Origin of the sequence: Pedobacter cryoconitis, assembly GCF_014207135.1 — a bacterium.
In the GTDB taxonomy this organism is placed as follows: domain Bacteria; phylum Bacteroidota; class Bacteroidia; order Sphingobacteriales; family Sphingobacteriaceae; genus Pedobacter; species Pedobacter cryoconitis_D.
The window spans coordinates 400597-425169 of record NZ_JACHCC010000004.1 but is presented as its reverse complement, the minus strand read 5'-3'; the positions used below and the strand labels follow the sequence as shown (position 1 = coordinate 425169).

The following is a 24573-nucleotide window of genomic DNA, read 5'->3' as shown; positions in this document are numbered from 1 at the left end:
CGCGCTGTAATAAAATAGTTACCCCCCGTTTTTTTCAGTTCAGAGGCCGTTACTTTGCCGCTACAAAAACACACCTAAAACGTTATTACCTAAAAATGAAGCAATACCTTAATAAATTTCTGTTTGCAACAATCCTCATTTGTACTACAATCTTTCAACTCCACGCACAAAATCCGACTACCGGTAAACTTACTGGAAAAGTTGTAGACATCCAAACGCAAGAAACAGTTCCTTTCGCTACGGCGGTATTAATTAATAAAAAAACAAAGGCAACCGTAAAGGTAGCTCAGACTGATGTAAACGGGATGCTGGTCATGAATGACCTCCCCACTGGTGTATTTACATTTAAAGTGAGTTATGTAGGTTATCAGACTATGGTAAGGGACTCCATCTCAATTACCAAGAGCCAGCAGTCGGTAAATCTGGGCATAATTAAAATGAAAGCATCTAAAGGAAATATCCTGAGTGAGGTAACCATTACCAGCCAGAAAAGTCCTATACAGCTGGGCATTGACAAAAAAGTTTTCGCAGTAGATCAAAGTCTGGTCAGCGAAGGCGGATCTGCAGGTGACTTACTGCAAAACGTTCCTTCGGTACAAACAGATGTGGACGGTAATGTGAGCCTGAGAGGATCGACGGGTGTAAAGGTACTGATCGATGGTAAACCTTCTTTAATTGCCGGAGGTAATATCGCACAGGTGCTGGCATCTATCCCAGCCAGTTCTATCGAAACTGTAGAGGTAATAACTAATCCTTCTTCAAAGTATGATGCTGAAGGGAATTCGGGGATTATTAATATCGTCCTGAAAAAGAATACGAAACTGGGCTTCAACGGAAACGTAGCGCTGACAGCAGGAAACAGGGATAATTATAATGGAAACCTGGCGCTGAGTTTCCAGAATAAAAAAATCAATATTTACGGAAATTATGGCTATCGCTATGGTAACCGTCCGGGTGGTGGTTATAATAATATCAGATACCTGACACCCAGGGATTCATTGACTTCTGCAGATCAGCTGAGCCACATCACATCGGTGGATAAAAGTCATAACCTGAAAGCGGGACTGGATTATTATCTGACGGATAAGGATATCTTAAGTTTTTCAGGTGGTTTTAATACCAGGGATAATGACCGTACGGAGAACCTGAATATCAATAAATATATGCAACAAAGGGTTCCCCTGGAATTCAGCGACAGGATAAATACAACCAATGGCAGTGGACATAGCTATGATTTAAACTTTGACTATAGCCATAAGTTCAAGCCAAGCCAGGAACTGACTTTTAACTTTGGCTATTCGGATGGAACAAATGACAATTTCCAACTTTATAATACCTCGGTTTATAGTGTGAATGGTCAACCGGTAAGTTCGCCCGCCGAAATACTGAATAATACGAATGACGGAACGAATAGGAATTATAATATCCAGCTTGATTATACCATGCCTTTAGGTAAACTGGGTAAAATCGAAACTGGTTACCGGAGCCAGATCAGGTATTCTGATGCGAATACTGTAGCAATGAAACTGAATAATGCGACGGGACAGTATGAGGATAATTTCTTATTGTCGAATACATTCACGAGTAAAGATCAGGTACATGCCTTATATTTTAATTACCAGAACCAGATTAAGAATTTTGGCTACCAGATTGGTCTGAGGGCAGAGGATGCATCATTAGATACTAAATCAGGTGGATATGACCAAAATAACCAGCCGGTTTCAGCTCCTGCACGTATTTCTTATAAAAGACTGTACCCAAGTATATTCCTGACGCAGAAATTTACGGGTGAACAGCAATTACAACTGAGTTATACAAGAAGGGTAAACAGACCAAGACCATGGGATACTAATCCTTTCATAGATTACTCTGACCCGCTGAACTGGCGCAAGGGTAACCCGAATTTGTTACCTGAGGATGTTCACTCTTTTGAATTGAGTTACAGCAAATTCTGGCCAAAGGTAACGCTGATCTCGAGTGCTTATATACGCCAGACCAATGACCTGATTCAAAGGGTACGCTCTGTTCCTGATGCGGATGGTGTGGTTATAACTACACCGCTTAACCTAACTAAAGACCTTTCGAGCGGATTGGAATTTATTGCTAAGGTTGATGTAGTGAAAGCCTGGAATTTTACAGCGAATGTGAATGTCTATCATAGTAAAATTGATGCTGTTCCGGCTTATAATATTGCCGGTAACTCGGGCTTCAGCTGGAACGCCAACCTGACGAATAATTTTGTGCTTCCTTATAATATTACGCTGCAAATCAGAGGGGACTATAGTTCTTCACAGGTACAGGCACAGGGTACACGTAAAGCAATGTACGGAATTGATGGCGGCGCAAAGTATGACTTCAAGAATAAGAAGGCTTCTCTGAGCTTAAATGTGAGGGATATCTTTAATACACGGAAATGGGGATCGACTACGCAAGACGCAAATACAATTGTTGACTTCCAGAGATATCAGCAAGGCCCTGTCGGAAACCTGACCTTTTCTTACCGTTTTGGAAAAACTAGTTTTATGAAAAAACCTAAGAAAACAGAACAACCTGAGGGCAAACCAGACGAAGGTTCCTTTTAAGGAACCTTCGTCTGAAAGGTATCCAGGGATGGTTAAAATATAAAGCTCTGCTTTTTTTGCCCGGATTCATGAAAAATGAATATGGCAAAAAAAACAGAGCTTTATATTTTAAGGCCATTGGATACAGCCAGATCAAATTCACCCTTAATGCGGTTATCCAAAAAAAGATATCCGATCTGACGCTTTATATCCCCCGACTACTTATGCTGATTTACCAGGTACAATTTGTTTAATTGCTCTTCGAGCTTACCCAGTCTATCCTCCTGCCTGGACAAAGCCTCCTGCTGCTCCCTGACTTCCTTATCTTTCGCTATCAGATATAAGGTCAACTCCTCCACTTTCTGAACAAGTAACCTATTCATCTCGCCAAGATTCAATCCGTTCTGACCCACATCCTGCGCTGAAGGCATACCTGGCAAATGCTGGTTCTGATCTATATAAGATTTGACCTCAGCGATAGGTAAAAGGTTATAGGATGGTTTAAAAACATAATCAGGCCAGGTACTCTTTAATTTCACATTCACTTCCTCAGCAATAAATTTCCCGGCAACTGCCAGTTTATAATTTGCCGTTGCCAGATTAAAGTTTACCTGATCATCCGTACCAATGCCTACATTACCGTTTGACAGAATAGTTAATCGCCTGCTACCTCCTAAATAAGTAGTCAGGTAATCATCTCCTGCCTCAATACTCGTCGCAGACGTCACACCCTGGAAAATAAGGGCAGGAATATGGGTAGAGTTCTTTTGAAGGGTCAAAGTACCCCCGCTTATATTATTTATTATTGCAGAACCATCGTTTCCTATAAATAACAATGGCCTGGTAGGGAAATCAGTCCAGTTATACAAGGCAAATCCATGTTCAGTAATCATATTCGCTCCGGCACTAAGCGCCCAGTTTTTCCCTTCCCCATAATTGTTTCTTATAAATAGCTTGGTGGTATTACTGTTTACAGCACTTCCTCCAACCTGCAATGGGCCAGTAAAATTACCACTCCCGTTCACGTCCAGTTTTGCAGCAGGGCTTGTTATCCCTATACCTATATTACCGGATGGATCAGTTGTAATTTGTGCCTGGGAATAACATACAAATGCGAAAACAGCAGTCAGGCTTAAGTAGACTTTTTTCATAAAAAGAGATTATTTAAATGGAATTTGCTTAAATAAACAAACCTAAGTAAATAACCCTACTATTTTTTATAAAGACTCAGATCCACAAAATGGATCGATGTATCATCCTTTTGTGGAGCCGACTTTTTACTGATACTCTGATCTCCGACCGAAATAACGGATTTGACATTCTGCAAAGGACCGGATACTGAAATTGCCAGCCTGGCTGTATCTAAATCCATAGCTTTAACCTCCTGTAACCATTTACCAACTACTGTCGTCTGCTCATCCTTATCATTCGAGGTACTATATTTTACCTGGCAATTATTGCACTCTACTTCGTATTTTATAACTAACTCTTTGGGAACAGCTGATTCACCTGGACTCCCAGACTGATGTTTAGCGCAACTCGTAAACGCAAGGACCGGAAGGATAAATAATATTAATTTTGCACGCATAGCCGTAAAGGTAAGGTCATTAGCAGCTGAAAATACATTAGAAGTACTTAATCTGGACAATACACGATTCCTGTATCAATATACAATTTCGTTTTTTTAGAAATTTTGTACCTTGCAGACATGGAAAATACAAATCCCTGGACTATTATAGACAGCCGGAAAATTTATGAAAATAACTGGATCGGACTAACTGAATATAATGTCATTAACCCATCGGGTGGAAAGGGAATTTATGGAGAAGTCCACTTCAGGAATTACGCCATCGGCATCCTGCCGCTGGATGAGGAAATGAATACCTGGCTGGTTGGACAATATCGCTTTCCACTCAAGGCTTACAGCTGGGAGATCCCTGAAGGTGGAGGCCCCCTTGAGCTACCACCACTGGATAGTGCCAAACGTGAGCTTCAGGAAGAAACGGGCCTGATCGCAACTGACTGGACAGAGATCCAAAGGATGCACCTGTCTAATTCTGTCAGCAACGAACTGGCGATTATTTATGTGGCAAAAGGGCTAACTATGGGGATTGCTGAACCGGAAGAGACTGAAGAACTGGTGATCCGTAAGCTACCATTTGAGGAGGCTTATCAAATGGCTATGGACGGAAGGATCACGGACAGCATGAGTGTAGCCGCACTGTTAAAAACCAAAATATTATTACTCGAAGGCAAATTATAATAGTCATATGAACAAATTCCTGGGATATATCTTTACTCCTGTCTTTTACATTTTCTTTCTTTTAACACTGATTGTTTTTCAACCTATCCAATGGATATGTTTTCACCTGTTCGGTTATAAAGCGCATAAGGTCTCGGTAGACTGCCTGAATTTCTTCCTCACCTACTGCCAGATATTTCTGGGGAACTCAACGACTTTCATCAATCACCAGGATCTACCTGTCGGTCAGCCCATCATCTTTGTAGCAAATCACCAGAGTATGTATGATATCCCGGCACTGATCTATTTCTTAAGAAACTATCATGTTAAGTTCATCTCAAAAATTGAGCTTACCAAAGGTATACCATCCATATCTTTTAACCTGAAACATGGTGGCGGTGCTAATATTAACCGTAAGGACAGCAAACAGGCGGTATCCGAGATCATCAAACTGGGCCGCAGGATGAAAGAGCATAACTGGTCAACGATGATTTTCGCAGAAGGTACGCGTGCTAAGGACGGAAAGATGAAACCCTTCCAGGTCGGAGGAATTGCAACTTTACTCAAAGCAGTGCCTAATGCACTGATCGTACCTGTTGCTATCGAGAATTCATGGAAAATTGTTCAATATGGTACCTTTCCTCTGACTTGCGGTATAAAGATCAGATGGACAGTACTGCCCCCAATTCCAACAGCTGGCCAGAATCCGGAAGAACTGACCCTGGCTGCTGAACAAGCTATCAGGAAAGCTCTGAACCAATAATTAAATATTTTTGTTTTCTATGCGTTTAAAGAACTCATCTCTATAGGTATCACCTATAGGAATGATCTTACCGCAAATCGTAATCCGGCTTCTCTCAATACTCTCTATTTTATCCAATGCGATAATATAGGATTTATGAACTCTGATGAATTGGGCAGATGGCAATGTTTCTTCCATCTTTTTCATATTCTGCAAGGTGATTACTCTCTCCGCCTTGGTAAAAATGGAGATATAATCTTTCAGCCCTTCTATATAGAGAATATCATCCAGCTCAATCTTCTGGATCTTATGTTCTGTCTTCACAAAAATAAAGTCCTGAACCGACTGAACTGGATTAACAGGTGCCGCAACAGGTGCCGGAACGACCGCTGCAACAGGCTCTGAATTATTATTTTTATGCTGATTGTGTACCTTTTCCACTGCTTTATAAAACCTGTCAAATGCAATCGGTTTCAATAAATAATCGGATACGTTTAAATCATAACTTTCCAATGCATATTGTGAATAAGCTGTAGTCAGAATATAACTCGCTTTATTATTAGCAATTTTAAGAAACTGTATCCCTGTCAGATCAGGCATCTGGATATCCAGAAATACCAGATCTATCCCACCAGCCTGAACAAGCTGCAAAGCTTCGATCGCATTTTCTGTTCTTTTCACCAGTTCCAGGAAAGGCACTTTTGAAACATAATCTTCAATGATATCAAGCGCCAATGGCTCGTCATCTACTGCTATACATTTTAGTGTCATTGTATTTGTTTTAGCGTTTAGGATTTTTATATATCAAGCATCAGCTCGCTTGTATAATGGGTAGCCGAATTTACAATATTTAACTTATACCTTTCCGGATAAAGTAACTGCAGACGGCGTTCAACGTTATTTAAGCCTACTCCCCCCATTTGATCCTTATTGGAATTATTTTTTCTATTGGTAATGCTGAAATGCAATATCTTCTGGTTAGCGATGATGTTTATCCGGATAGGATCCTTTGGATCGTTTGCCACACCGTGTTTAAAGGCATTTTCCACAAAAGAGATCAGGATTAAAGGGATAATCTGCTGATCGTCAATTTCACCGTTAAGTGTCATTTCAACAGCTGCACCATCCTTGAACCTTAATTTTTGCAACTCTACATAACTTTTCAAATATTCAATCTCCTTACTCAAAGCTACCCAGCTGTCGTTACTCTCATAGATCATATACCGCATAATTTCGGATAGTTTTAATATCGCATCAGCTGCTTTATCAGACTTCTGATAGGCCAGGGAATAAATGTTATTTAAGGAATTAAACAGAAAATGTGGATTTAACTGTGATTTCAGGAATTGTAATTCCATATCTTTTTTCTCTGTTTCCAGACTGCGCTGGATACGGATATTACTAAACCAGTCAAGCATAAACTTAATCAGACAACTGGAGATGATAAAAAAGCCGGACGTAAATATCGTCCCTACCATATATAAAGTAATATCTCTGTATTTAATTACCCCTGTTTTGGGATCGTTATACTGAAGGATTACATCTCGGTAAAGAACAGCCATAATTGTCTTTACAGCTGCCATAACAGCAATCAGTATAATAATAGACAAGATGTAATACCAGTATTTTTTGAGGAGCTGGGGAATAAGCAGGGTATAATTAATATAAAATATAGATATATTAATGATCGAAAAATAGCCAAAACTTACGAGCAGCTCACCAGAAGTAAACGATTTTTTTTCCCCAAAGAGCAAGATCAGTAAAATCATTCCTCCAATAAATGCCCAGTATATGAAGTGCGCTAATAACTCTCTTTTGTCTTTCATTAGTATATATATTGTTTTTTATCGGTGATGAGGCTATAGCTGTTAACCCAATTCGGGAGCCAGTTTATGCCCGCGAACCAAAGTAATGAAAGTAACGTTTTTCGACCACTGGTTTCGACAAACTGGCTTTTTTTTTCTACCAACAGGAAAAAACAGGGTAATATCCTGTTTAACCATCAAAAACCCCGTTGATCTAGGATTTTATCCACTTGGTATAAAACATTTTAGCCTGATTATTTTTATAGCTCTATTTGTTTCATCAAAACGAAACGATTATGAAAACTGCATCTGTTCAACACCTGAATACTACAATCAACAATGAATTATATGCTTCATATCAATCGGGAGTAACTAAACTGACTAATATAAATACCTATATCATGAATAAATTAACGAATGTCTCTCCATTTCTACTATTGTTAATCCCGGTCTTTGTAATGATGGTTTTTACAATCACCACAAGCACAACTTTAAATAACAGCAGCGAAGTAGCCATGAAAGCTGCACCTGCTACTGAAATGGCAAAACTTACTACTTACCAGGCTAAATAAAGCCTGTCTCTATATATATTTTACCAGATCCTTCACCGGTGACGGTTTCACCCCAAAATTTAGTTTTTAGTTAATAGTTATATGGCAGCTGGATGGCTGCCATATTTTTTTTGCCCGAAAACGACCCAGCTCTCTCTAAACGGAACGTTACTCATATTTCTTGAAATTTATTTTGAAACTAAATAATTAGTTTATACATTTATATAACTACAAAATTAGTTATCAGCTTAAACCAAAGAATACCAGCCTTATGGAAATAAAAGATTTAACGAAAGCCGAAGAACAACTCATGCAGATTGTCTGGCAAATAGAAAAAGGATTCGTCAAGGATGTGATGGATTTCCTACCTGAACCTAAACCAGCTTACAATACGGTATCGACTATAATCCGGATACTGGAAGTTAAAGGATTTATTGGTCATGAGGCCTTTGGTAAGGCTCATCAATATTATCCACTGATTTCTAAAGAGGACTACAAGCGCCACGCTACAGAAAAACTATTGGGTGGTTACTTTGAGAACTCTGTAGAGAGCATGTTTTCCTTTTTTGTGAAGGAGGAGAAAATGGAACTCAGTGATGTGGATGAGATTCTTAAAATGATCAGCAAACTTAAAAATAAATCAAGATGACCTGGGCGCATTATCTTCTGCAAGTAAACATATACCTGGTTATATTTTACGCATTCTATAAATTGTTACTGGATAAAGAGACCTACTTTATGCTGAACAGAATCTACCTGATTGCAGCGGGAATGCTGTCATTGGTTATTCCTTTCTTAAGACCAGAATGGTTTATCAGACAACCGGCCACACAGCAGATCAAAATCAGTGTGGACCAGTTAAATATGATGATGGCACAGGGAACGGTATCCCCTGATGAAGGTTTAAATCTCAACCCGGTTCAAATACTGGTAGGGATCTATCTGATAGGTATCCTGTTTTTTCTCGGCCGGTTCATCTTTCAACTATTCGCTGTTAGAAAACTAGTGAGAACCAAGCCCTCAGGCTCTGCTTTTTCCTTCTTCAGTAAGAAAATAATTGATCCGGAAATCCAGGAGTTCGAAACTATTCAGACGCATGAGGAAATTCATGTGCGTCAGTATCATACTGCCGATGTACTATTTTTTGAGTTATTGGGCATCCTGGTATGGTGTAATCCGATCATCTATTTCTATAAAACTACTGTAAAAAACATTCATGAGTACCTGGCAGATGAAGAGGCAGTACGCATCCAGGGGGATGCTGAGAGTTATTCTATACTGTTATTAAGTCAGGCACTCGGAGTTGATCAGCACATACTGACCAACAGGTTTTTCAACAAATCTTTAATTAAAAAACGAATTTTTATGCTACATAAACAACGCTCCAGAAAAATAGCAATACTGAAGTACGGCTTATTTTTACCCCTGTTCGCAGTTACTTTGCTGCTTTCTTCAGCAACAATCAGCAAAAATGAAAATTTAAAAGCAGTAGCCGAAGAAATAACGGTACCAGTTGCTCAGGCCGCATCTTCCATCCAGCTCTTTAAACCGAAAGCTATTATCCAACCTGAAAACAAAGGAGGATGGAATAAATTTTACAATTATCTATCAAGAACAGTTAAATACCCTAAACTCGCGTATCAGTATCAGCTACAAGGCAATGTGCTGATCAAATTCACACTGACCAGCGGAGTTGTAAGTGGGATCAGTACAGGAGCTCTTTTAGGCCAGGGATGCGATGCTGAGGTAATGAGAACTATAATGAATTTTGACGATTTCAAATCCGTTGACAATGGACACTACACCATTAAGGTAGCTTTCCGTTTACCAGGCGTGAACACAAGGGTAAAAAACAACGTTTCCAGTACGCCAAAGGGCTATACTGCTTTAAACACGATCACCATTACCAGCTCAGCTAAATCAGGAGAGATCGCCGAATTACCACAGGACCAGCGGATCTACGATTTTGTTTCTCTCGATAAACAACCTGGTTTTCCTGGTGGGATGGATAAATTCTATACTTATATTAAAGCAGGTATCAGATACCCTAAGGAAGCAATAGAAAAAAATATACAGGGAAAAGTCTTTTTATCATTTATAGTAGAGGACGATGGTCAGTTGAGTGACATCAAAGTAACAAGAGGTATCGGAGGCGGAGCAGATGAAGAAGCGGTGAGGTTATTAAGTGCTTCTCCCAAATGGACTCCAGGTACCGCCGAAGGTCATCCGGTGAAGGTAAAATATAACATCCCTATTACCTTCGCCTTAAATAACGGATCGGGCTCTTCAGTTACCGCCATACAAATCACCCCTAAACCACTTTATGTAATAGATGGTAAAATAGTTTCTGACCAGGAGGATTTTAAACTCAAGAACATAAATCCAAACGATATTGAGTCCATGTCCATACTGAAAGATGAAGAAGCTATAAAGAAATTCGGTGATGCCGCAAAAAACGGGGTAATCCTGATTACCACCAAGAAGAAAAACTAAGTTATACCCTGCGAGGTATACACCAGATACTAAATAGGTAGTATTGTTAAGAATTCCCGTTGGCGTATCGCTGGCGGGATTTTCTTTTTTACGCAAAAACCCCAGCCAAATAGCCGGGGTCTTTGCATAAAATCCTTGTCTCGTTATCTAAATTTATTAAACTTCTTCCTCAGATACAAATTTTGCGGAATAAAAGTCTCTATTCATTCTGGCAATATTCTCTAAAGAAATTCCTTTAGGACATTCTGCTTCACAAGCACCGGTATTGGTACAGTTACCAAAACCTTCAGCATCCATTTGAGCCACCATACTCTGTACACGACGGTAACGTTCTGGCTGACCCTGGGGCAATAATGCCAGCTGAGAAATCTTAGCTGAAGTGAACAGCATTGCTGATGCATTTTTACAGGTCGCAACACAAGCTCCACACCCAATACAAGCTGCAGCCTCGAATGATGCATCTGCCTGTAATTTAGGGATCGGCAAATTATTCGCATCCTGGGCATTTCCTGTATTCACAGATATAAATCCACCCGCAGCAATAATTCTGTCAAATGCAGTACGGTCTACAGTTAAATCTTTGATTACCGGAAAAGCTTTCGCTCTCCATGGTTCAACGACAATAGTATCTCCATCTTTGAAAGAACGCATGTGCAGCTGACAGGTAGTAATACCTTCTTTTGGTCCGTGTGGTCTTCCGTTAATATACATTGAACATGCACCGCAAATACCTTCCCTGCAATCATGATCGAAAACGATTGGTTCATCTCCCTTATTGATCAGCTGTTCATTTAAAACATCGAACATTTCTAAGAAAGACATATCAGGAGAAATCTCCGATAATTTGTAGTCTACCAAATTACCTTTGGCTTTGTTATTCTTCTGACGCCAAACTTTCAGCGTTAAATTCATATTTCCTGTACTCATGGTATTGAGATTTTAGTACTAGATTATTTATAACTTCTTTGTGCAATTTTGATATTCTCGAACTTCAGCTCTTCTTTGTGAAGTTCAAAAGATATACCTTCCTTGAATTCCCATGCAGATACGTAAGCATAGTTTACATCGTCTCTCAGCGCTTCTCCTTCTTCAGTCTGATATTCTTCTCTGAAGTGACCACCGCAAGATTCGTTTCTGTTCAATGCATCCATACACATTAATTCACCTAACTCGATAAAGTCAGCCACACGGCCTGCTTTCTCCAGTTCAGGGTTGAATTCATCTGTTGAACCAGGAACACGTACGTCCGACCAGAAGTCTTTACGTAATTGCTGTATCTCTGAAATTGCTTCTGTTAACCCTTTTGCATTACGGGCCATTCCGCATTTCTCCCACATGATCTTACCTAATTTCTTGTGGAAATGGTCTACAGATTTAGTTCCTTTAATCGCAATGAATTTATCTAAAATAGATTTAACACTTGCCTCAGCCTCCACAAATGCAGGATGATCTAAAGGAATTGGTTTAGTAGCCAGTTCTTTCGACAAATAAGAACCAATAGTGTAAGGAATTACAAAGTAACCATCGGCCAGTCCCTGCATTAATGCAGAAGCTCCTAAACGGTTAGCACCATGGTCTGAGAAGTTAGCTTCACCTAAAGCATATAAGCCCGGTACAGTTGTCATCAGGTTATAATCTACCCATAATCCGCCCATTGTATAGTGAACTGCAGGATAAATACGCATTGGCAATTCATAAGGATCTTCACCGGTAATCTGTTTATACATATCAAACAGGTTTCCGTATTTCTCTTTCACCACCTCACGGCCTAAACGCATGCAGGTTTCTTTATCCGGGTTATGAATATTATGTTTCGTCGCTTCAATACGTCCGTAACGTTCTGTATTTGCAGCAAAATCAAGATAAACAGCCAGTTTAGATACACCGACACCATAACCAGCATCACAACGCTCTTTAGCAGCTCTTGAAGCCACATCACGTGGTACAAGATTACCGAAAGCAGGATAACGACGCTCTAAATAATAATCTCTTTCGTCCTCTGGAATATCTGTTGCCTTACGGGGATCATCTTTTTTCTTAGGAACCCAGATACGTCCGTCATTACGTAATGACTCGGACATCAGGGTTAATTTTGACTGGTGATCTCCTGATACCGGGATACACGTAGGGTGAATCTGGGTAAAACAAGGATTACCAAAGAAAGCTCCTTTTTTGTGTGCCTTCCAGGCTGCAGTAACGTTACTTCCCATTGCATTGGTAGAAAGATAGAATACGTTTCCGTAACCACCGGTTCCTAATAATACAGCGTGACCAAAATGACGTTCCAGTTCACCAGTGATTAAGTTACGGGCGATAATACCACGTGCTTTACCTTCTATCACCACTACATCAAGCATTTCATGACGGGTAAACATCTCTACCTTACCCATACCAATCTGACGCTCTAAAGCACTATATGCACCTAACAGCAATTGCTGACCAGTCTGACCAGCGGCATAAAATGTACGTTGAACCTGTGTACCACCAAAAGAGCGGTTATCCAGTAAACCACCATACTCTCTTGCCAGAGGAACTCCCTGGGCAACACACTGATCAATGATGTTTGCACTTACCTCAGCTAAACGGTGTACGTTAGCTTCACGGGCACGGTAATCACCACCTTTAATGGTATCATAAAATAAACGGTAAACACTGTCACCGTCATTCTGATAGTTTTTAGCTGCATTGATACCACCCTGAGCAGCAATAGAATGCGCTCTTCTTGGTGAATCCTGGAAGCAAAAACATTTAACTTTATATCCCATTTCGGCCAGGGTCGCTGCTGCCGAAGCACCTGCAAGTCCTGAACCTACTACTACTATTTCTATACTTCTTTTATTCGCCGGATTAACCAGAGGCATTGAAGACCTCAGTTTAGTCCATTTTACGGTCAGTTCCCCTTCCGGTATATTTGCATTAAAATCTGCCATTTTATTTAGCGTTTGATACGTTCGAAATTCTAATTAATAAGCCCTATGTGCATTGCGATAGGCATAGCTGCAAAAAGTAAGGCGATGATAATCGAATACCATACTCCGAATCCTTTGATCAGGGGAGTGTATTTTCTGTGATTCCATCCTAATGTCTGAAATGCAGAAGCAAAACCATGTAATAAATGGTAAGCCAGTGATACCATGGCAAGGACATATAAAACCACGATCCAAACATTCTTGAAAGTTTCTTTCATCACTGCGAATAAATCTTCATGACCATTTGCATCCTGAGTCGGAATCCCTGTAAAACGTGATACTACCCAGAAATTTGATAAATGCACAATCAGGAAGATCAGCAATAAAGTACCTAATAAACCCATTGAGCGGGAATACCATTTACTATTTGCATTTCCATCATTCACTGCATATTTTACCGGACGTGAAGCCTGATTTAAAAATGTCAGGCGAAGTCCCTGTACAACATGTAATAGCAAACCAACCATCAAAATTACCTCAGAACCTCTGATTAACCAGTTAGTAGCCATAAAATGAGCACCAATGTTGAATGTTAATCCACCGTCATTCAGAAATATCAATGAATTGATAAAGCAATGCACAATGAGAAATAAAATAAGAAACAGGCCGGTGATACCCATTATTAATTTTTTTCCTATAGACGAGGAAAAAGCGTTTCCGAAACTAGCCATTAGATTTATATTTTTGAGTTCTATTCCTGCAAAAGTATTTAATAAATGACTTAATTTATACAAGAATTACAGTAAAAATCAATAAATAAACTATTTAGAAACGTTCTACGTTTAGCCTTTTTCGAAGTCTTCCGGCCAAAATACCGCAATTACAGGGCATAAAAAAAACGGGAAACGATTGTCATCGCTTCCCGTTAAATTTGCTTAAATGCTAATTATTAATTAAAACTGAAGGTGTAATTTCCATTAGGTCCTATTCCTGATACAGTTGTTTTTCCATTTTTAGAAGTTGGCAATGCAGCTTCCACATCTTTTGCCGTATTAACTGGTTTACCGTTGATGGTGGTCACCAATAATCCTTTTGGAATATCAAGGTTATCAAAAGCCTTACCTGGCTCAACCGAAGTTACAACAACTCCACTTTTAACCCCATACTTCGCTTTGGTAGCAGGGGAAGCCGGCGCAAATGACGCACCCAGTTTGCCCATTGTTGTTCCGGTTGTTCTGCCTGCATAAACCTCTTTCGGTTTGGCAACGCTTTCATCCCCTTTTAAAGTTACATTCAGGTTCTGCTCTTTTCCGTCTCTTGAAATAGTCAGCTGAACTTTATCTCCAGGGCTCAAACGGCCAATTCTCTCCTGCAGATCAGGTGAAGCGAATACTTCTTTACCTTCAACCCTTTTGATAATATCTCCTTTTTTGATACCCGCAGCAGCACCGCCCCCATTTGGCATTACATCATTCACATACAGACCGGAAACATCATTAATTTTAAGGCTTTCTGCTACATCAGCATTTAGTTCCTGAAAAGTAACGCCTACATAACCGCGTTTTACACTACCGTATTTCTTAAAATCTTCCAATATTTTTTTAGCCAGGTTAACAGGAATCGCAAAACCGTATCCTTCATTCGTACCAGTCTGAGAAGCTATGGCAGCATTGATGCCAATCAGCTCTCCACTGGCATTAACTAATGCACCACCACTGTTTCCAGGATTAATTGCAGCATCAGTTTGAATATAGGATTCTATTGCACTATTTGTTTTCGTAGGGGCTTTACCGGTACGCTGAAATTCTTCGTACTCTTCTTCAGTTGGCTGCTGATCTCTGTTTAAAATACCGATTGCGCGTGATTTAGCACTGACAATACCAGCAGTAACTGTTGTTTGCAGATCCAGAGGAAACCCAACTGCCAATACCCACTCTCCTACCTGAACATTATCAGAATTTCCCATTTTTACGACCGGAAGGTCTGTTGCATCAACTTTGATTAAAGCCAGATCTGTATTAGGATCTTTACCAATTACTTTGGCTTCTACTTTACGGCGGTCTGATAAGATTACCTGTATTTTATCTGCATTATCCACGACATGGTTATTCGTTACAATATATCCGTCCGGGGTCAGAATTACCCCTGATCCAGATGCTGCCCTTGGAATACGCATTCTTTTACCACGGCCTCCAAAAAATTCTTCCATCATATCCATTGGAGAACCGGAGCCTCCATCTGAATTATCCGATTTAAAAGTGGTTTTTATATGTACTACCGCCGGGGAAACTGCCGCTGCCGCCTGAACGAAGTCGATTGCTCCTGTTGAGGAAATTTTAGATGGGTTACTGGCAAAAAGAACATTCTGCTTTTCAGCCAGCGTCATTCCGTTGGCATTTCGCTCCAACATTTTATAACCGCCAATTGCTACTGCACCTCCAATGAATGCAGCTAAAACTATTAATGCTATTTTTTTCATTAGTTTGTATATTTATATGGTTAAAGATAATGAAGACTACGGAATCTTGTTTCCTAAATCAGAAAACTAATTCATGCAGGCCTCACATTTGTGTGCATATTTAATTTCTTTTATCAAACTATTCAAAGTTAATACCAATACGACGATATTTGTGTCACCAAGGCATCCCTTAATTGTTAAAAAATGTTAAATACTAAACCAGCGGATTCATTAAAGACCCATTTCTATAAATACCAGGGAGCGGGCAATGATTTCGTTTTAATAGACAACCGCAAACAAACGTTTGAAGATATAGATAGTAATCTTGTACACCAGCTGTGTGACAGGCGTTTTGGTGTTGGAGCTGACGGCCTGATGTTATTGCAGAACCATGCTGAATATGATTTTGAAATGCTTTATTTTAATGCTGACGGACAACCGGGCAGTATGTGTGGAAACGGAGGGAGATGTATAGTCGCTTTCGCTAAATACCTGGGAATAATTGGCAATCAAACGAACTTTCTGGCAGTTGATGGTCCTCATCATGCCAAAATTACAGCCAAAGGCGACTGGGTTGATTTACAAATGATTGATGTTAGTAAAATTGAAAGGGACGGGAACGCTTATGTGCTCAATACCGGCTCTCCGCATTATGTACAACAGGTGACTGGATTGAAAGCAATGGATGTCTTTAAAACCGGAGAAAAAATCCGCAATAATTCTACTTACAAAAAGGATGGAATTAATGTGAATTTTGTCGAAGACAAGGGTGATCATCTGTTTGTCCGTACTTTCGAACGTGGTGTGGAGGATGAAACCTATGCGTGTGGAACGGGTGTGACCGCTGTGGCCCTCGCAATGGCTAAACATCATGGTAAAACAGGAAATCAGACTACTGAGATTGAAGTACTGGGTGGAAACCTGCGCATAGGCTTTAACTATGACGGAGAGAAATTCACCAGCGTATTTCTATGCGGCCCGGCTGAACTGGTATTTGAAGGAAATATTAAAGCTTAGAGTCTGTTTAATTTTCAGCAAGATGGGCAGCAATGCCTATCTTGATTTCGCCGAAAGTAAAACTCTTCCCTAAATGCTCCCTGATAGGGTTTAAACTCATAGTCTGTAATTCTTTGATAGCCTCAAGAATCTTATTCAGCTTCTTACTGCCCAGAATATCTTTCGCAGAAATCTCCTGTAAAGCTACGTAATGTGCCAGGTGCCCTTCTATAGTACCAACCACCATTTTTCGCTCTGCTGCAATTTCAGTAATACTTTTGCCATTCTGGAAGAGCTCCAGAGAAACAACTTTAGTATCTTCTTTTGGCTTCTTAGGCGCGGCAGTTTTTTTAGTCCTCTCCTTTTTAGCAGTGAAATCCAGTTGATTAGGCATCGCGTAAACCGTCTTCATCTGCGCTTCACGTTCGGCCTGGTTCAACAATGAACCTACATCAGTCTTCGTAAAATCAGTTCCATTGATCGTTGCCTGCAACAATCCAGTGGCTTTTCTTATCTTTTTAAACTGCTCGTAAAAAAGGGATTCCATTTCCAGCAGCTCGGTCAGGAAAGCGGTAACCTGTTTATCCTGTTTAACTAACTCCATCCGTTCGAAAATACGGCGTGAAAGTGCCAGCAACAAAGGGTTAAAGTAGTTCTCAGCAGCAGTTGTCCTGACCAGTAAATTCGCCAGGCCTTCGGGCGTCTGATCATGGCTTAAACGCTGGATCTGTGCAAGGAATTTATTAGCATTAGCTTTAATTTCACTCAGATCTTTTAATAATTGCTGCGCCCATTTGACGTGTTTCTGCTTGGCTGATTTATTAATATCCTTACTGTAGGAATGCACATGCTCATAAACATAGTTATCCAGGGTATTTAAATCGAAACAAGTCAGAAGATAACTTCTCAGGAAGACTTCACTCTCCAATTTGATCTGGTTGTTCAGTTCTTCTTCCTGCTGCTTATTCTTTGAGAAATGGGCTACATTCTGATCCTGCCTGATACCAGTTCCTGAGATCTGGGAAGTTAACACCAGTCCGTCGAGTGAACGCAAACGGGAAAGTGCCACATAAATCTGACCGGGAGCAAAGGCGTTACCAATATCAATAATTGCTTTATCAAAGGTCAGGCCCTGACTTTTATGGACTGTAATTGCCCAGGCCAGTTTGATCGGGTACTGGATAAACTTACCTATTACTTCTTCTTCAATCTCATTGGTAACCTTATGATTGCTATACCTGATATTTTTCCAGGTATACTTCTCCAGGATAATCTTTTCTCTTTCCCCTTCTGTCTCTACCTCTATAGCGTCCTGCTGAAGACGGATCACCGTAGCTATCTTTCCATTAAAATAACGGCGGTCACCACTCTGATCATTTTTAATAAACATAATCTGAGCTCCCAGTTTCAGTTCCAGAATATGTTCTGCCGGATAAGAATTTTCGGAAAACTCGTCCTCTACGGTAGCCTTAAAGAAGTAGGACTGACCACCAAGTTCTTCCAGGCTTTTTTTATTTAAAGTATCTGCGCGCTGATTATGTGTAGTCAGTGTGATGTACTTATCGTCTTTTGCCGGCTCAAAACCAGCCTTATAATATTTATCAAGCAGCTTAATATCTTCTGCTGTAATTTCATTATTTCTCAGGTTATTCAACAGATTAATGAATACCGAGTCAGCCTGTCTGTATATTTTCTCGAGCTCTATATATACGGGTGGATTTTGTTGCAGGGCATGGGCATCAAAGAAATATACACTATTGTAGAATTCTCCTAAAAGCTGCCATTCATTAGATTTGACTACCGGGGGCAACTGGTGCAGGTCTCCGATAAACAAAACCTGTACCCCACCAAAACTATTATTGTTTCTTCTGATATAACGCAACACCATATCGATTGCATCCAGCAAATCTGCCCTTAGCATACTGACCTCATCAATGATCAGTAGTTCCAGGTCCTGGAATATCCTTCTTTTTGTCGTGTTCATCTGTAAATGACGAACTATGGATCTTGGCGTATTGTACTGCTGATTAACAGGCTCTACAGTAGGTTGTTTTGGCAGATAGGTTCCAAATGGCAACTGAAAAAGCGAGTGGACAGTAACCCCTGCGGCATTAATTGCCGCAATACCTGTCGGTGCAACAATAACTGCCTTTTTATGAGTCAGCTCAATTAAATTTCTCAAAAAAGTAGTCTTCCCGGTTCCGGCCTTCCCGGTCAGAAAAATGTGCCTGGAAGTATAATTGATAAATTTAGCCGCTATCTCAGCAGGATTGTATTCAGACATAGATTACACCAGTTTTTGAAAAACAAAGGTACTAAAGCTTTTCATCAGAGTGTATATTTGTTTTTTATCGGTGATGAAGCTATCATGATTTTATCTTCATTTCGTTGTGTGATTTGAAAAATCATGATGGTTTCAGAAACTAATTAATCAAAAGTTTGTAGCCCTTACCATGTACATTCAGGATCTCTACGTTCGGGTCTTCTTTTAAGTACTTCCGGAGTTTGCTCAGAAATACATCCATGCTTCTTCCATTAAAGTAATTGTCATCATGCCAGATACTTAACAAAGCTTCTTCACGGGTAAGCACTGCATTCTGCTTTAAACAAAGTAATTGCAACAATTCTGCTTCTTTAGTAGAAAGTTTCTGCTGCTGTCCGTTATGCTGAATCAGCTGAGTGGTATAATCAAAAGTATAACTGCCAATCTGAAATTGTGACTGAACCGGCTCTGCAGGTTTAGTTTCTTTAGCAGATACACGTTTAAGTAACGCGTTTATTCTAAGCAGTAATTCTTCAATACGAAAAGGTTTGGTAATATAATCATCACCTCCAAGATCATAAGCCGAAGCCTTGTCTTCCATCATTGCTTTTGCAGTTGCAAAAATAATCGGAACGCTCTCATTGACCTTTCTGATCTCTTTACCTAATGCAAACCCATCCTTTTTCGGCATCATCACATCCAGGATACATAAATCGAAAGTGTGTTTGTTAAAGGCTCTCAAACCTTCTTCACCGTCCACGCATAGTACGACGTCAAACTTACCCTTCAGCTGCAAATAATCTTGCAGCAACATTCCAAGATTAGGATCATCTTCCACCAATAGAATTTTCTTCATGTTATTTTAGGGGTATAATTATTTCAAACAGGGTTCCTTTTTCCTTTTCACTTTTCACCTTAATTGTACCGTTCATCTGTGTGACAATATCCAGTACATAGTTTAATCCAAGACCAAATCCTTTGACATCATGCAGATTCCCAGTAGGGACTCTGTAAAACTGATCAAATGCCCGTTTACTTTGTTCCTTGGTCATCCCGATTCCTTTATCCTCTATCTCTATAATGAGATTATTACCAGAGTTCTTTGTATTAATGGTTATCTGAGGCGGGTCAATACTGTATTTATTGGCATTATCTATTAAGTTATAAATTACATTTGACAAATGCAGCTCATCGCCTACAACTACTGGATAAACAGCATTAAGATTTAAAATCAATGTCGCTTCTTTCTTTTGCAGCTGAAGGCTCATGCTATCTGCCACCGCAGCAATAAGCTCATTCATATCCACGTCTTCCGTTTCCAGTTTTAATTCCTTCTTGTCCAGTCTTGCAATACTAAGCACCCTTTCAATATGGTTACCCAAACGCACATTTTCATCATAAATGATTCCGGCAAGACGGCCAATTCTCTTTTTATCTTCGAGAATTTCAGGGTCTCTGAGTGCTTCGCTGGCAATCATAATTGTAGAAACAGGAGTTTTGAATTCGTGCGTCATATTATTGATGAAATCTGTCTTCATCTCTGCAATTTTTTTCTGTCTCAATATCGCATAAAGTGTGTAAGAGAAGATCGAAATCAGCACCAGCAGTAATCCCGCTGAAGAAGCCATCGTCACACTCAGATTACTGAAAATCAACGAATTTTTATGCGGAAAATTAATATAAAGCATTCCCGGGTCTCTGATCACGTCATTACTGAAAAGTGTAGTTTTATAAGTATTAGCTGGCAAAATTTCACCGGTAACTGCAGAGACTTTACGGAATAATACAGAATCACTGGTCATACTTTTCAACCAGAAATCATAATTAAGATTGATATTTTTATTAATCAGCTCTGCCCGTAGCAGTGTATCCAGCTCCGCTTTAGAAATACGTTTATTTAATGGAACATCCACCTGGCTCATTTCCTTAGCCGCCTCTTCCAGTACATTAAAGCTATTTTCATTAATCAGACGGACAGTGTCTGCCCGTAACTCCTTTAATTCATTATGTCTTCTTCTTGCGGCAATTTCATCTTCTATTTTGAATTTCGCACGCATATCCCCGTTAAGACTAGGCAGAGAAACCCTTAAAGGCTGACTATCATAACGGCTATACACTAAATACCTGATACTGTCCGGCAACTTTTTAGGTTCCACAGTAAAGGTTTTAGCTGATCCAATTTTAAAGGTTTTTTTGACATCGCTTCCGATCACATTCAGATTTGCATCAAACCCTACGTTCACATCCACATTCAGCGGGGTAGTAGCCTGATTAGCCAAAGCGTAGAAATCTGCTTCAGAAATTATAGTTGGGCTCAGGTAAATTTTTCTGATCATCCCATCCTGATAATTGAGCTCATCAATCATCTGTTTCTGTTGTTCGTATTTTCTTTTCCGTTCTTCCTCTTTGAACTTCTGATCCAGGCCGATCAGTCTCCTGGTTCTGTCACGACGTTGATTTTCCATCTTCAAACGCCATTCCAGATCTTTCTTATTGATATGGTTTACTGCATTTAACCGCTGAACTTTCCCGGCAACAGCACTTAATGCCTGGTTAACCTCCTGTTCGAAAAGTTGTGATTTAAGTCTATAAGCTTCCCTGATGTAATACAATTGCATTACAAACACACCAAGCAACGCTATGGTCATGAGCGCTGTGATTAACCAAAGACTTCTTTTCTTCATTATTCTGTTCAAAAATAACGAAGACAGGGTAAATAAATTCTATTTTAACAATATTTAACACGAATAAGGGCGCGTTTCAGCAAAAAAAAATGCCGGAAAATAATTCCCGGCACTCTTAGTACAATTTGTTCCCTATAAAAAGATCTTTAGAATGGCAAATCGTCTTCCTCACCCGGTGCATTATTTAAATCTGCAGGAGGAGCGTATTGTGGAGTAGAAGCAGCTGCAGCACTGTTAGTCAATGCATTGATACGCCAAACTACTAAACTATTGAAATAAGATACTTTTCCCATTTTATCTGTCCACGGACGACCGCGAAGATTGAATGAAACTTCTACATCATCGCCGGTTTTCAAGCTATCAAATAAAGCAGTTTTATCCTGTAAAGCTTCGAACCTGATATATTCAGGATAAGTTGGGTTTTCTGCATATTCAATAATGAGATCACGCTTTTTAAAAGTCTCACTCACCTGCTGTAATGCACCGATTTCGTGCACTTTTCCTTTTAATTCCATAACAAATACTCTTTTATTCTACTTACTAGTTCAAATCTCTATATTATTATTGATAACTTAGCACAATAATTATGCAAGTTTTCCACAACAAAAGTAAGGTTATTTTAACCTGTAACAAAAGACTTTCTCCTTATCTGGTAGAAGAGGTAAAAGCACTTGGCTACGAAATCGTAAGAGATTTCCCTACGGGAGTAGAACTGAATATCACTTTAACCGAGTGTATTAAACTAAATTTAAATTTAAGGTGTGCCAGCCAGATCTTATACTGTTTAAATAGTTTTAAAGTCAATAATCCTGAAGAATTATACCGTGAGCTGGTTGCCATGCCATGGGAAGAACTGATCGATTTTTCCGGCTATTTCTCCGTTACTTCGAATGTAGATAATCCAACTATAACCACTCCTCTTTTCACTAACCTGAAAGTGAAGGATGCTATTGTTGACAGAATAAAAGAGAAGAAAGGCATGCGCCCGAACTCGGGTTCGGATGCGAATAAAACAGTAGTCCATCTTTACTGGAAAGACGACGAAGCTGATATTTTTATCGATACGTCGGGAGAAACCCTGGCAAAACATGGTTATCGTAAAATACCAGGAAAAGCGCCGATGCTTGAGGCTCTTGCTGCCGGGGTAGTCATGAGTACAAACTGGGACCAGAAATCACCGTTTATCAATCCGATGTGTGGTTCAGGAACACTTGCCATTGAGGCTGCTTTACTGGCGACAAACAGAAGACCCGGTTTGTTCAGAATGAACTACGGTTTTATGCACGTGATTGGCTATGATGAAGAGGTGTTTTTTGCTGAACGCAGGATCTTAAAAGATCAGGTGATCAAAAATGTCGATTTACAGATTGTAGCAACTGATTTGTCGGAAGATGCAGTAGATATTAGTCGTAAAAACGCAAAAACTGCCGGAGTAGATACACTGATTACTTTTGAAGTATGTGATTTTGCAGATACTCAGGTTCCTGAAGGTGGAAAAGGCGTGGTTGTATTCAATCCTGAATATGGAGAACGTTTGGGTGTCCATTCACAACTGGAGCTTACTTATAAACGTATAGGTGATTTCCTGAAGAAAGATTGCAAAGGATACAACGGCTATATTTTTACGGGTAATCCCGATCTGGCTAAAAAAATCGGATTGAAAGCTTCCCGTAAAGTTGAATTTTATAATGGCAAATTAGATTGCCGGATGCTGGAATATGAATTATATGACGGTACGCGCAGGGCGGAAAGTGAAAGGCCTCAGTCTAAAGATCCAAAACCGGAAGATCAGTAAATCAGATCCGCAAAAAATAAGAAAAGTATACCCGCTCTGGCAGGTATACTTTTTTTTATGCTCAGGCCCTAAATCCAATAGGTCTTTTTTTTCGTTAGTTGTCTTTATGCTAAACTTAGTATTATGAAAGACCCACTGGATCTAACATCAGAAATTGTGGCAGTTAATATCAGAAAGATCAGAGAATTCAGGAATTACACTCAGGATTACCTGGCTGCCAAGCTGTCAATTTCTCAAAATGCCTATAGCAAGATTGAACTGGGATATAGTAAACTTACTGTAGAAAGGTTATTTCAGATTGCTGTAATTCTTGAAGTTAAAGTCATACAACTGATTTGCATGGACCATAGTCAAAAAGTTGATCTCCATCAGCAGATTGAATAGCCCGGAATATAATATCTTTGTTTCATGCAAATGGACTTTGATAGTATAAAAGAAAAAACAATCCGCTTTGTAAAAGACACATTAGCAGGAGCCGAGGCCGGCCATGACTGGTTTCATATTGAAAGGGTTTATAAAACGGCCCTGAGTATAAATGAAAAAGAAGGTGGTGATTTACTGATTGTCACCCTTGCGGCACTGTTACATGATATTGCCGACAGCAAGTTCAATAACGGTAATGAAGAGATAGGTCCTGAAATTGCCGGAGAGTTTATGAAAAGCATTGGACTTGACGATCATATTATCTTACATGTACAACAGATCATCAGGAACCTGAGTTATAAAGCAAGCCTTGGCAAAATAGATTTCTTTTCGAAAGAACTGGATATTGTTCAGGATGCAGATCGCCTGGATGCTATAGGAGCAATAGGGATAGCCCGTGCCTTTACTTATGGTGGCTATAAAAACCGGGTGCTGTATGATCCAGAGATTCAGCCCGACCTGAACATGAGTAAGGAGGCCTATAAAAATTCTGCAACACCAACTATCAACCATTTTTACGAAAAACTGTTGCGTTTGAAAGAACTAATGAAAACCGGTGCAGGAAAAAAGCTTGCAGAACAAAGACATGAGTTCATGTTGATTTATCTGGAGCAGTTTTATAAAGAATGGGAAGGTGTAAACTAAGCCCTA

Annotated in this window: 22 protein-coding genes; 10 read left to right on the top strand and 12 right to left on the bottom strand. The window is 39.7% G+C overall.

Annotation, left to right across the window (positions count from 1 at the left end):
* Positions 1–95 precede the first annotated feature (95 nt).
* Positions 96–2582, top strand: a complete 2487-nt coding sequence (locus HDF25_RS09520; RefSeq protein WP_184624509.1) for a TonB-dependent receptor domain-containing protein — start codon at positions 96–98, stop codon at positions 2580–2582.
* A 197-nt stretch (positions 2583–2779) separates the two neighbouring features.
* On the opposite strand, the gene HDF25_RS09515 is transcribed toward HDF25_RS09520, so the two are convergent.
* On the bottom strand, positions 2780–3712 hold the full coding sequence (locus HDF25_RS09515) for a hypothetical protein (protein WP_184624508.1): 933 nt from the start codon (positions 3710–3712) through the stop codon (positions 2780–2782).
* A gap of 59 nt (positions 3713–3771) precedes the next feature.
* The gene (locus tag HDF25_RS09510) at positions 3772–4149 is read right to left on the bottom strand and encodes a hypothetical protein (protein WP_184624507.1); all 378 of its coding nucleotides are present in this window, start codon (positions 4147–4149) and stop codon (positions 3772–3774) included.
* Between the two features lie 120 nt (positions 4150–4269).
* On the opposite strand from HDF25_RS09510, the gene HDF25_RS09505 reads away from it, so the two are divergent.
* Both HDF25_RS09505 and HDF25_RS09500 read left to right on the top strand, forming a co-directional pair.
* Complete coding sequence (locus tag HDF25_RS09505) at positions 4270–4824, top strand: NUDIX domain-containing protein (protein ID WP_184624506.1); 555 nt, start codon at positions 4270–4272, stop codon at positions 4822–4824.
* 7 nt (positions 4825–4831) lie between these two features.
* Positions 4832–5566: a lysophospholipid acyltransferase family protein gene (locus HDF25_RS09500; protein WP_184624505.1), complete on the top strand. Its 735-nt coding sequence runs from the start codon at positions 4832–4834 to the stop codon at positions 5564–5566.
* On the opposite strand, the gene HDF25_RS09495 is transcribed toward HDF25_RS09500, so the two are convergent.
* On the bottom strand, positions 5567–6316 hold the full coding sequence (locus tag HDF25_RS09495) for a LytR/AlgR family response regulator transcription factor (protein WP_184624504.1): 750 nt from the start codon (positions 6314–6316) through the stop codon (positions 5567–5569).
* A gap of 26 nt (positions 6317–6342) precedes the next feature.
* Positions 6343–7371, bottom strand: coding sequence for a sensor histidine kinase (locus HDF25_RS09490; protein WP_184624503.1), 1029 nt, complete (start codon positions 7369–7371; stop codon positions 6343–6345).
* 275 nt (positions 7372–7646) lie between these two features.
* Between HDF25_RS09490 and HDF25_RS09485 the strand changes: the two genes are divergently transcribed.
* The 3 genes from HDF25_RS09485 (at position 7647) to HDF25_RS09475 (ending at position 10394) form a co-directional block, all read left to right on the top strand.
* Entirely contained in the window at positions 7647–7922 is a 276-nt protein-coding gene (locus HDF25_RS09485; RefSeq protein ID WP_184624502.1) for a hypothetical protein, read from the top strand.
* 250 nt (positions 7923–8172) lie between these two features.
* Complete coding sequence (locus HDF25_RS09480; RefSeq protein ID WP_184624501.1) at positions 8173–8550, top strand: BlaI/MecI/CopY family transcriptional regulator; 378 nt, start codon at positions 8173–8175, stop codon at positions 8548–8550.
* On the top strand, positions 8547–10394 hold the full coding sequence (locus tag HDF25_RS09475; RefSeq protein ID WP_184624500.1) for a M56 family metallopeptidase: 1848 nt from the start codon (positions 8547–8549) through the stop codon (positions 10392–10394). Before HDF25_RS09480 ends, HDF25_RS09475 begins: the two co-directional genes overlap by 4 nt.
* A gap of 156 nt (positions 10395–10550) precedes the next feature.
* Here the strand turns inward: HDF25_RS09475 and HDF25_RS09470 are convergent, their stop codons facing one another.
* The 4 genes from HDF25_RS09470 to HDF25_RS09455 form a co-directional block, all read right to left on the bottom strand.
* A complete protein-coding gene (locus tag HDF25_RS09470; RefSeq protein ID WP_184624499.1) occupies positions 10551–11321 on the bottom strand; it encodes a succinate dehydrogenase/fumarate reductase iron-sulfur subunit in 771 nt (256 codons plus the stop codon).
* 23 nt (positions 11322–11344) lie between these two features.
* Positions 11345–13324 carry a fumarate reductase/succinate dehydrogenase flavoprotein subunit gene (locus tag HDF25_RS09465; RefSeq protein ID WP_184624498.1) on the bottom strand — a complete coding sequence of 660 codons (1980 nt, stop codon included), beginning with the start codon at positions 13322–13324 and terminating at the stop codon, positions 11345–11347.
* A 29-nt stretch (positions 13325–13353) separates the two neighbouring features.
* Positions 13354–14034 (bottom strand): succinate dehydrogenase cytochrome b subunit, encoded by a 681-nt coding sequence (locus tag HDF25_RS09460; protein ID WP_184624497.1) that lies wholly within the window; start codon positions 14032–14034, stop codon positions 13354–13356.
* Between the two features lie 218 nt (positions 14035–14252).
* Positions 14253–15782, bottom strand: a complete 1530-nt coding sequence (locus HDF25_RS09455) for a Do family serine endopeptidase (RefSeq protein ID WP_184624496.1) — start codon at positions 15780–15782, stop codon at positions 14253–14255.
* A gap of 183 nt (positions 15783–15965) precedes the next feature.
* Between HDF25_RS09455 and dapF the strand changes: the two genes are divergently transcribed.
* Positions 15966–16778, top strand: coding sequence for a diaminopimelate epimerase (gene dapF, locus HDF25_RS09450; protein ID WP_184624495.1), 813 nt, complete (start codon positions 15966–15968; stop codon positions 16776–16778).
* Between the two features lie 7 nt (positions 16779–16785).
* On the opposite strand, the gene HDF25_RS09445 is transcribed toward dapF, so the two are convergent.
* From HDF25_RS09445 to HDF25_RS09430, 4 genes are all read right to left on the bottom strand, one after another.
* On the bottom strand, positions 16786–19041 hold the full coding sequence (locus HDF25_RS09445; RefSeq protein ID WP_184624494.1) for a helix-turn-helix domain-containing protein: 2256 nt from the start codon (positions 19039–19041) through the stop codon (positions 16786–16788).
* A gap of 139 nt (positions 19042–19180) precedes the next feature.
* A complete protein-coding gene (locus HDF25_RS09440; RefSeq protein ID WP_184624493.1) occupies positions 19181–19876 on the bottom strand; it encodes a response regulator transcription factor in 696 nt (231 codons plus the stop codon).
* 1 nt (position 19877) lies between these two features.
* Positions 19878–21704 (bottom strand): sensor histidine kinase, encoded by a 1827-nt coding sequence (locus HDF25_RS09435; RefSeq protein WP_184624492.1) that lies wholly within the window; start codon positions 21702–21704, stop codon positions 19878–19880.
* A gap of 146 nt (positions 21705–21850) precedes the next feature.
* Entirely contained in the window at positions 21851–22219 is a 369-nt protein-coding gene (locus HDF25_RS09430; protein WP_183880680.1) for a DUF3127 domain-containing protein, read from the bottom strand.
* A gap of 71 nt (positions 22220–22290) precedes the next feature.
* Here HDF25_RS09430 and HDF25_RS09425 point away from each other — a divergent pair, with 71 nt between their 5' ends.
* From HDF25_RS09425 to HDF25_RS09415, 3 genes are all read left to right on the top strand, one after another.
* On the top strand, positions 22291–23499 hold the full coding sequence (locus HDF25_RS09425) for a class I SAM-dependent RNA methyltransferase (protein WP_184624491.1): 1209 nt from the start codon (positions 22291–22293) through the stop codon (positions 23497–23499).
* A 123-nt stretch (positions 23500–23622) separates the two neighbouring features.
* Positions 23623–23883 (top strand): helix-turn-helix domain-containing protein, encoded by a 261-nt coding sequence (locus tag HDF25_RS09420; protein WP_184624490.1) that lies wholly within the window; start codon positions 23623–23625, stop codon positions 23881–23883.
* Positions 23884–23907: 24 nt separating this feature from the next.
* Entirely contained in the window at positions 23908–24567 is a 660-nt protein-coding gene (locus HDF25_RS09415; RefSeq protein WP_184624489.1) for an HD domain-containing protein, read from the top strand.
* Positions 24568–24573: the final 6 nt, after the last annotated feature.

Excerpts from the sequence above, each read along its gene's own strand:
- HDF25_RS09520 (WP_184624509.1), top strand. The coding sequence starts at position 96 with ATGAAGCAATACCTTAATAAATTTCTGTTTGCAACAATCCTCATTTGT.
- HDF25_RS09515 (WP_184624508.1), bottom strand. The coding sequence starts at position 3,712 with ATGAAAAAAGTCTACTTAAGCCTGACTGCTGTTTTCGCATTTGTATGT.
- HDF25_RS09510 (WP_184624507.1), bottom strand. The coding sequence starts at position 4,149 with ATGCGTGCAAAATTAATATTATTTATCCTTCCGGTCCTTGCGTTTACG.
- HDF25_RS09505 (WP_184624506.1), top strand. The coding sequence starts at position 4,270 with ATGGAAAATACAAATCCCTGGACTATTATAGACAGCCGGAAAATTTAT.
- HDF25_RS09500 (WP_184624505.1), top strand. The coding sequence starts at position 4,832 with ATGAACAAATTCCTGGGATATATCTTTACTCCTGTCTTTTACATTTTC.
- HDF25_RS09495 (WP_184624504.1), bottom strand. The coding sequence starts at position 6,316 with ATGACACTAAAATGTATAGCAGTAGATGACGAGCCATTGGCGCTTGAT.
- HDF25_RS09490 (WP_184624503.1), bottom strand. The coding sequence starts at position 7,371 with ATGAAAGACAAAAGAGAGTTATTAGCGCACTTCATATACTGGGCATTT.
- HDF25_RS09485 (WP_184624502.1), top strand. The coding sequence starts at position 7,647 with ATGAAAACTGCATCTGTTCAACACCTGAATACTACAATCAACAATGAA.
- HDF25_RS09480 (WP_184624501.1), top strand. The coding sequence starts at position 8,173 with ATGGAAATAAAAGATTTAACGAAAGCCGAAGAACAACTCATGCAGATT.
- HDF25_RS09475 (WP_184624500.1), top strand. The coding sequence starts at position 8,547 with ATGACCTGGGCGCATTATCTTCTGCAAGTAAACATATACCTGGTTATA.
- HDF25_RS09470 (WP_184624499.1), bottom strand. The coding sequence starts at position 11,321 with ATGAGTACAGGAAATATGAATTTAACGCTGAAAGTTTGGCGTCAGAAG.
- HDF25_RS09465 (WP_184624498.1), bottom strand. The coding sequence starts at position 13,324 with ATGGCAGATTTTAATGCAAATATACCGGAAGGGGAACTGACCGTAAAA.
- HDF25_RS09460 (WP_184624497.1), bottom strand. The coding sequence starts at position 14,034 with ATGGCTAGTTTCGGAAACGCTTTTTCCTCGTCTATAGGAAAAAAATTA.
- HDF25_RS09455 (WP_184624496.1), bottom strand. The coding sequence starts at position 15,782 with ATGAAAAAAATAGCATTAATAGTTTTAGCTGCATTCATTGGAGGTGCA.
- dapF (WP_184624495.1), top strand. The coding sequence starts at position 15,966 with ATGTTAAATACTAAACCAGCGGATTCATTAAAGACCCATTTCTATAAA.
- HDF25_RS09445 (WP_184624494.1), bottom strand. The coding sequence starts at position 19,041 with ATGTCTGAATACAATCCTGCTGAGATAGCGGCTAAATTTATCAATTAT.
- HDF25_RS09440 (WP_184624493.1), bottom strand. The coding sequence starts at position 19,876 with ATGAAGAAAATTCTATTGGTGGAAGATGATCCTAATCTTGGAATGTTG.
- HDF25_RS09435 (WP_184624492.1), bottom strand. The coding sequence starts at position 21,704 with ATGAAGAAAAGAAGTCTTTGGTTAATCACAGCGCTCATGACCATAGCG.
- HDF25_RS09430 (WP_183880680.1), bottom strand. The coding sequence starts at position 22,219 with ATGGAATTAAAAGGAAAAGTGCACGAAATCGGTGCATTACAGCAGGTG.
- HDF25_RS09425 (WP_184624491.1), top strand. The coding sequence starts at position 22,291 with ATGCAAGTTTTCCACAACAAAAGTAAGGTTATTTTAACCTGTAACAAA.
- HDF25_RS09420 (WP_184624490.1), top strand. The coding sequence starts at position 23,623 with ATGAAAGACCCACTGGATCTAACATCAGAAATTGTGGCAGTTAATATC.
- HDF25_RS09415 (WP_184624489.1), top strand. The coding sequence starts at position 23,908 with ATGCAAATGGACTTTGATAGTATAAAAGAAAAAACAATCCGCTTTGTA.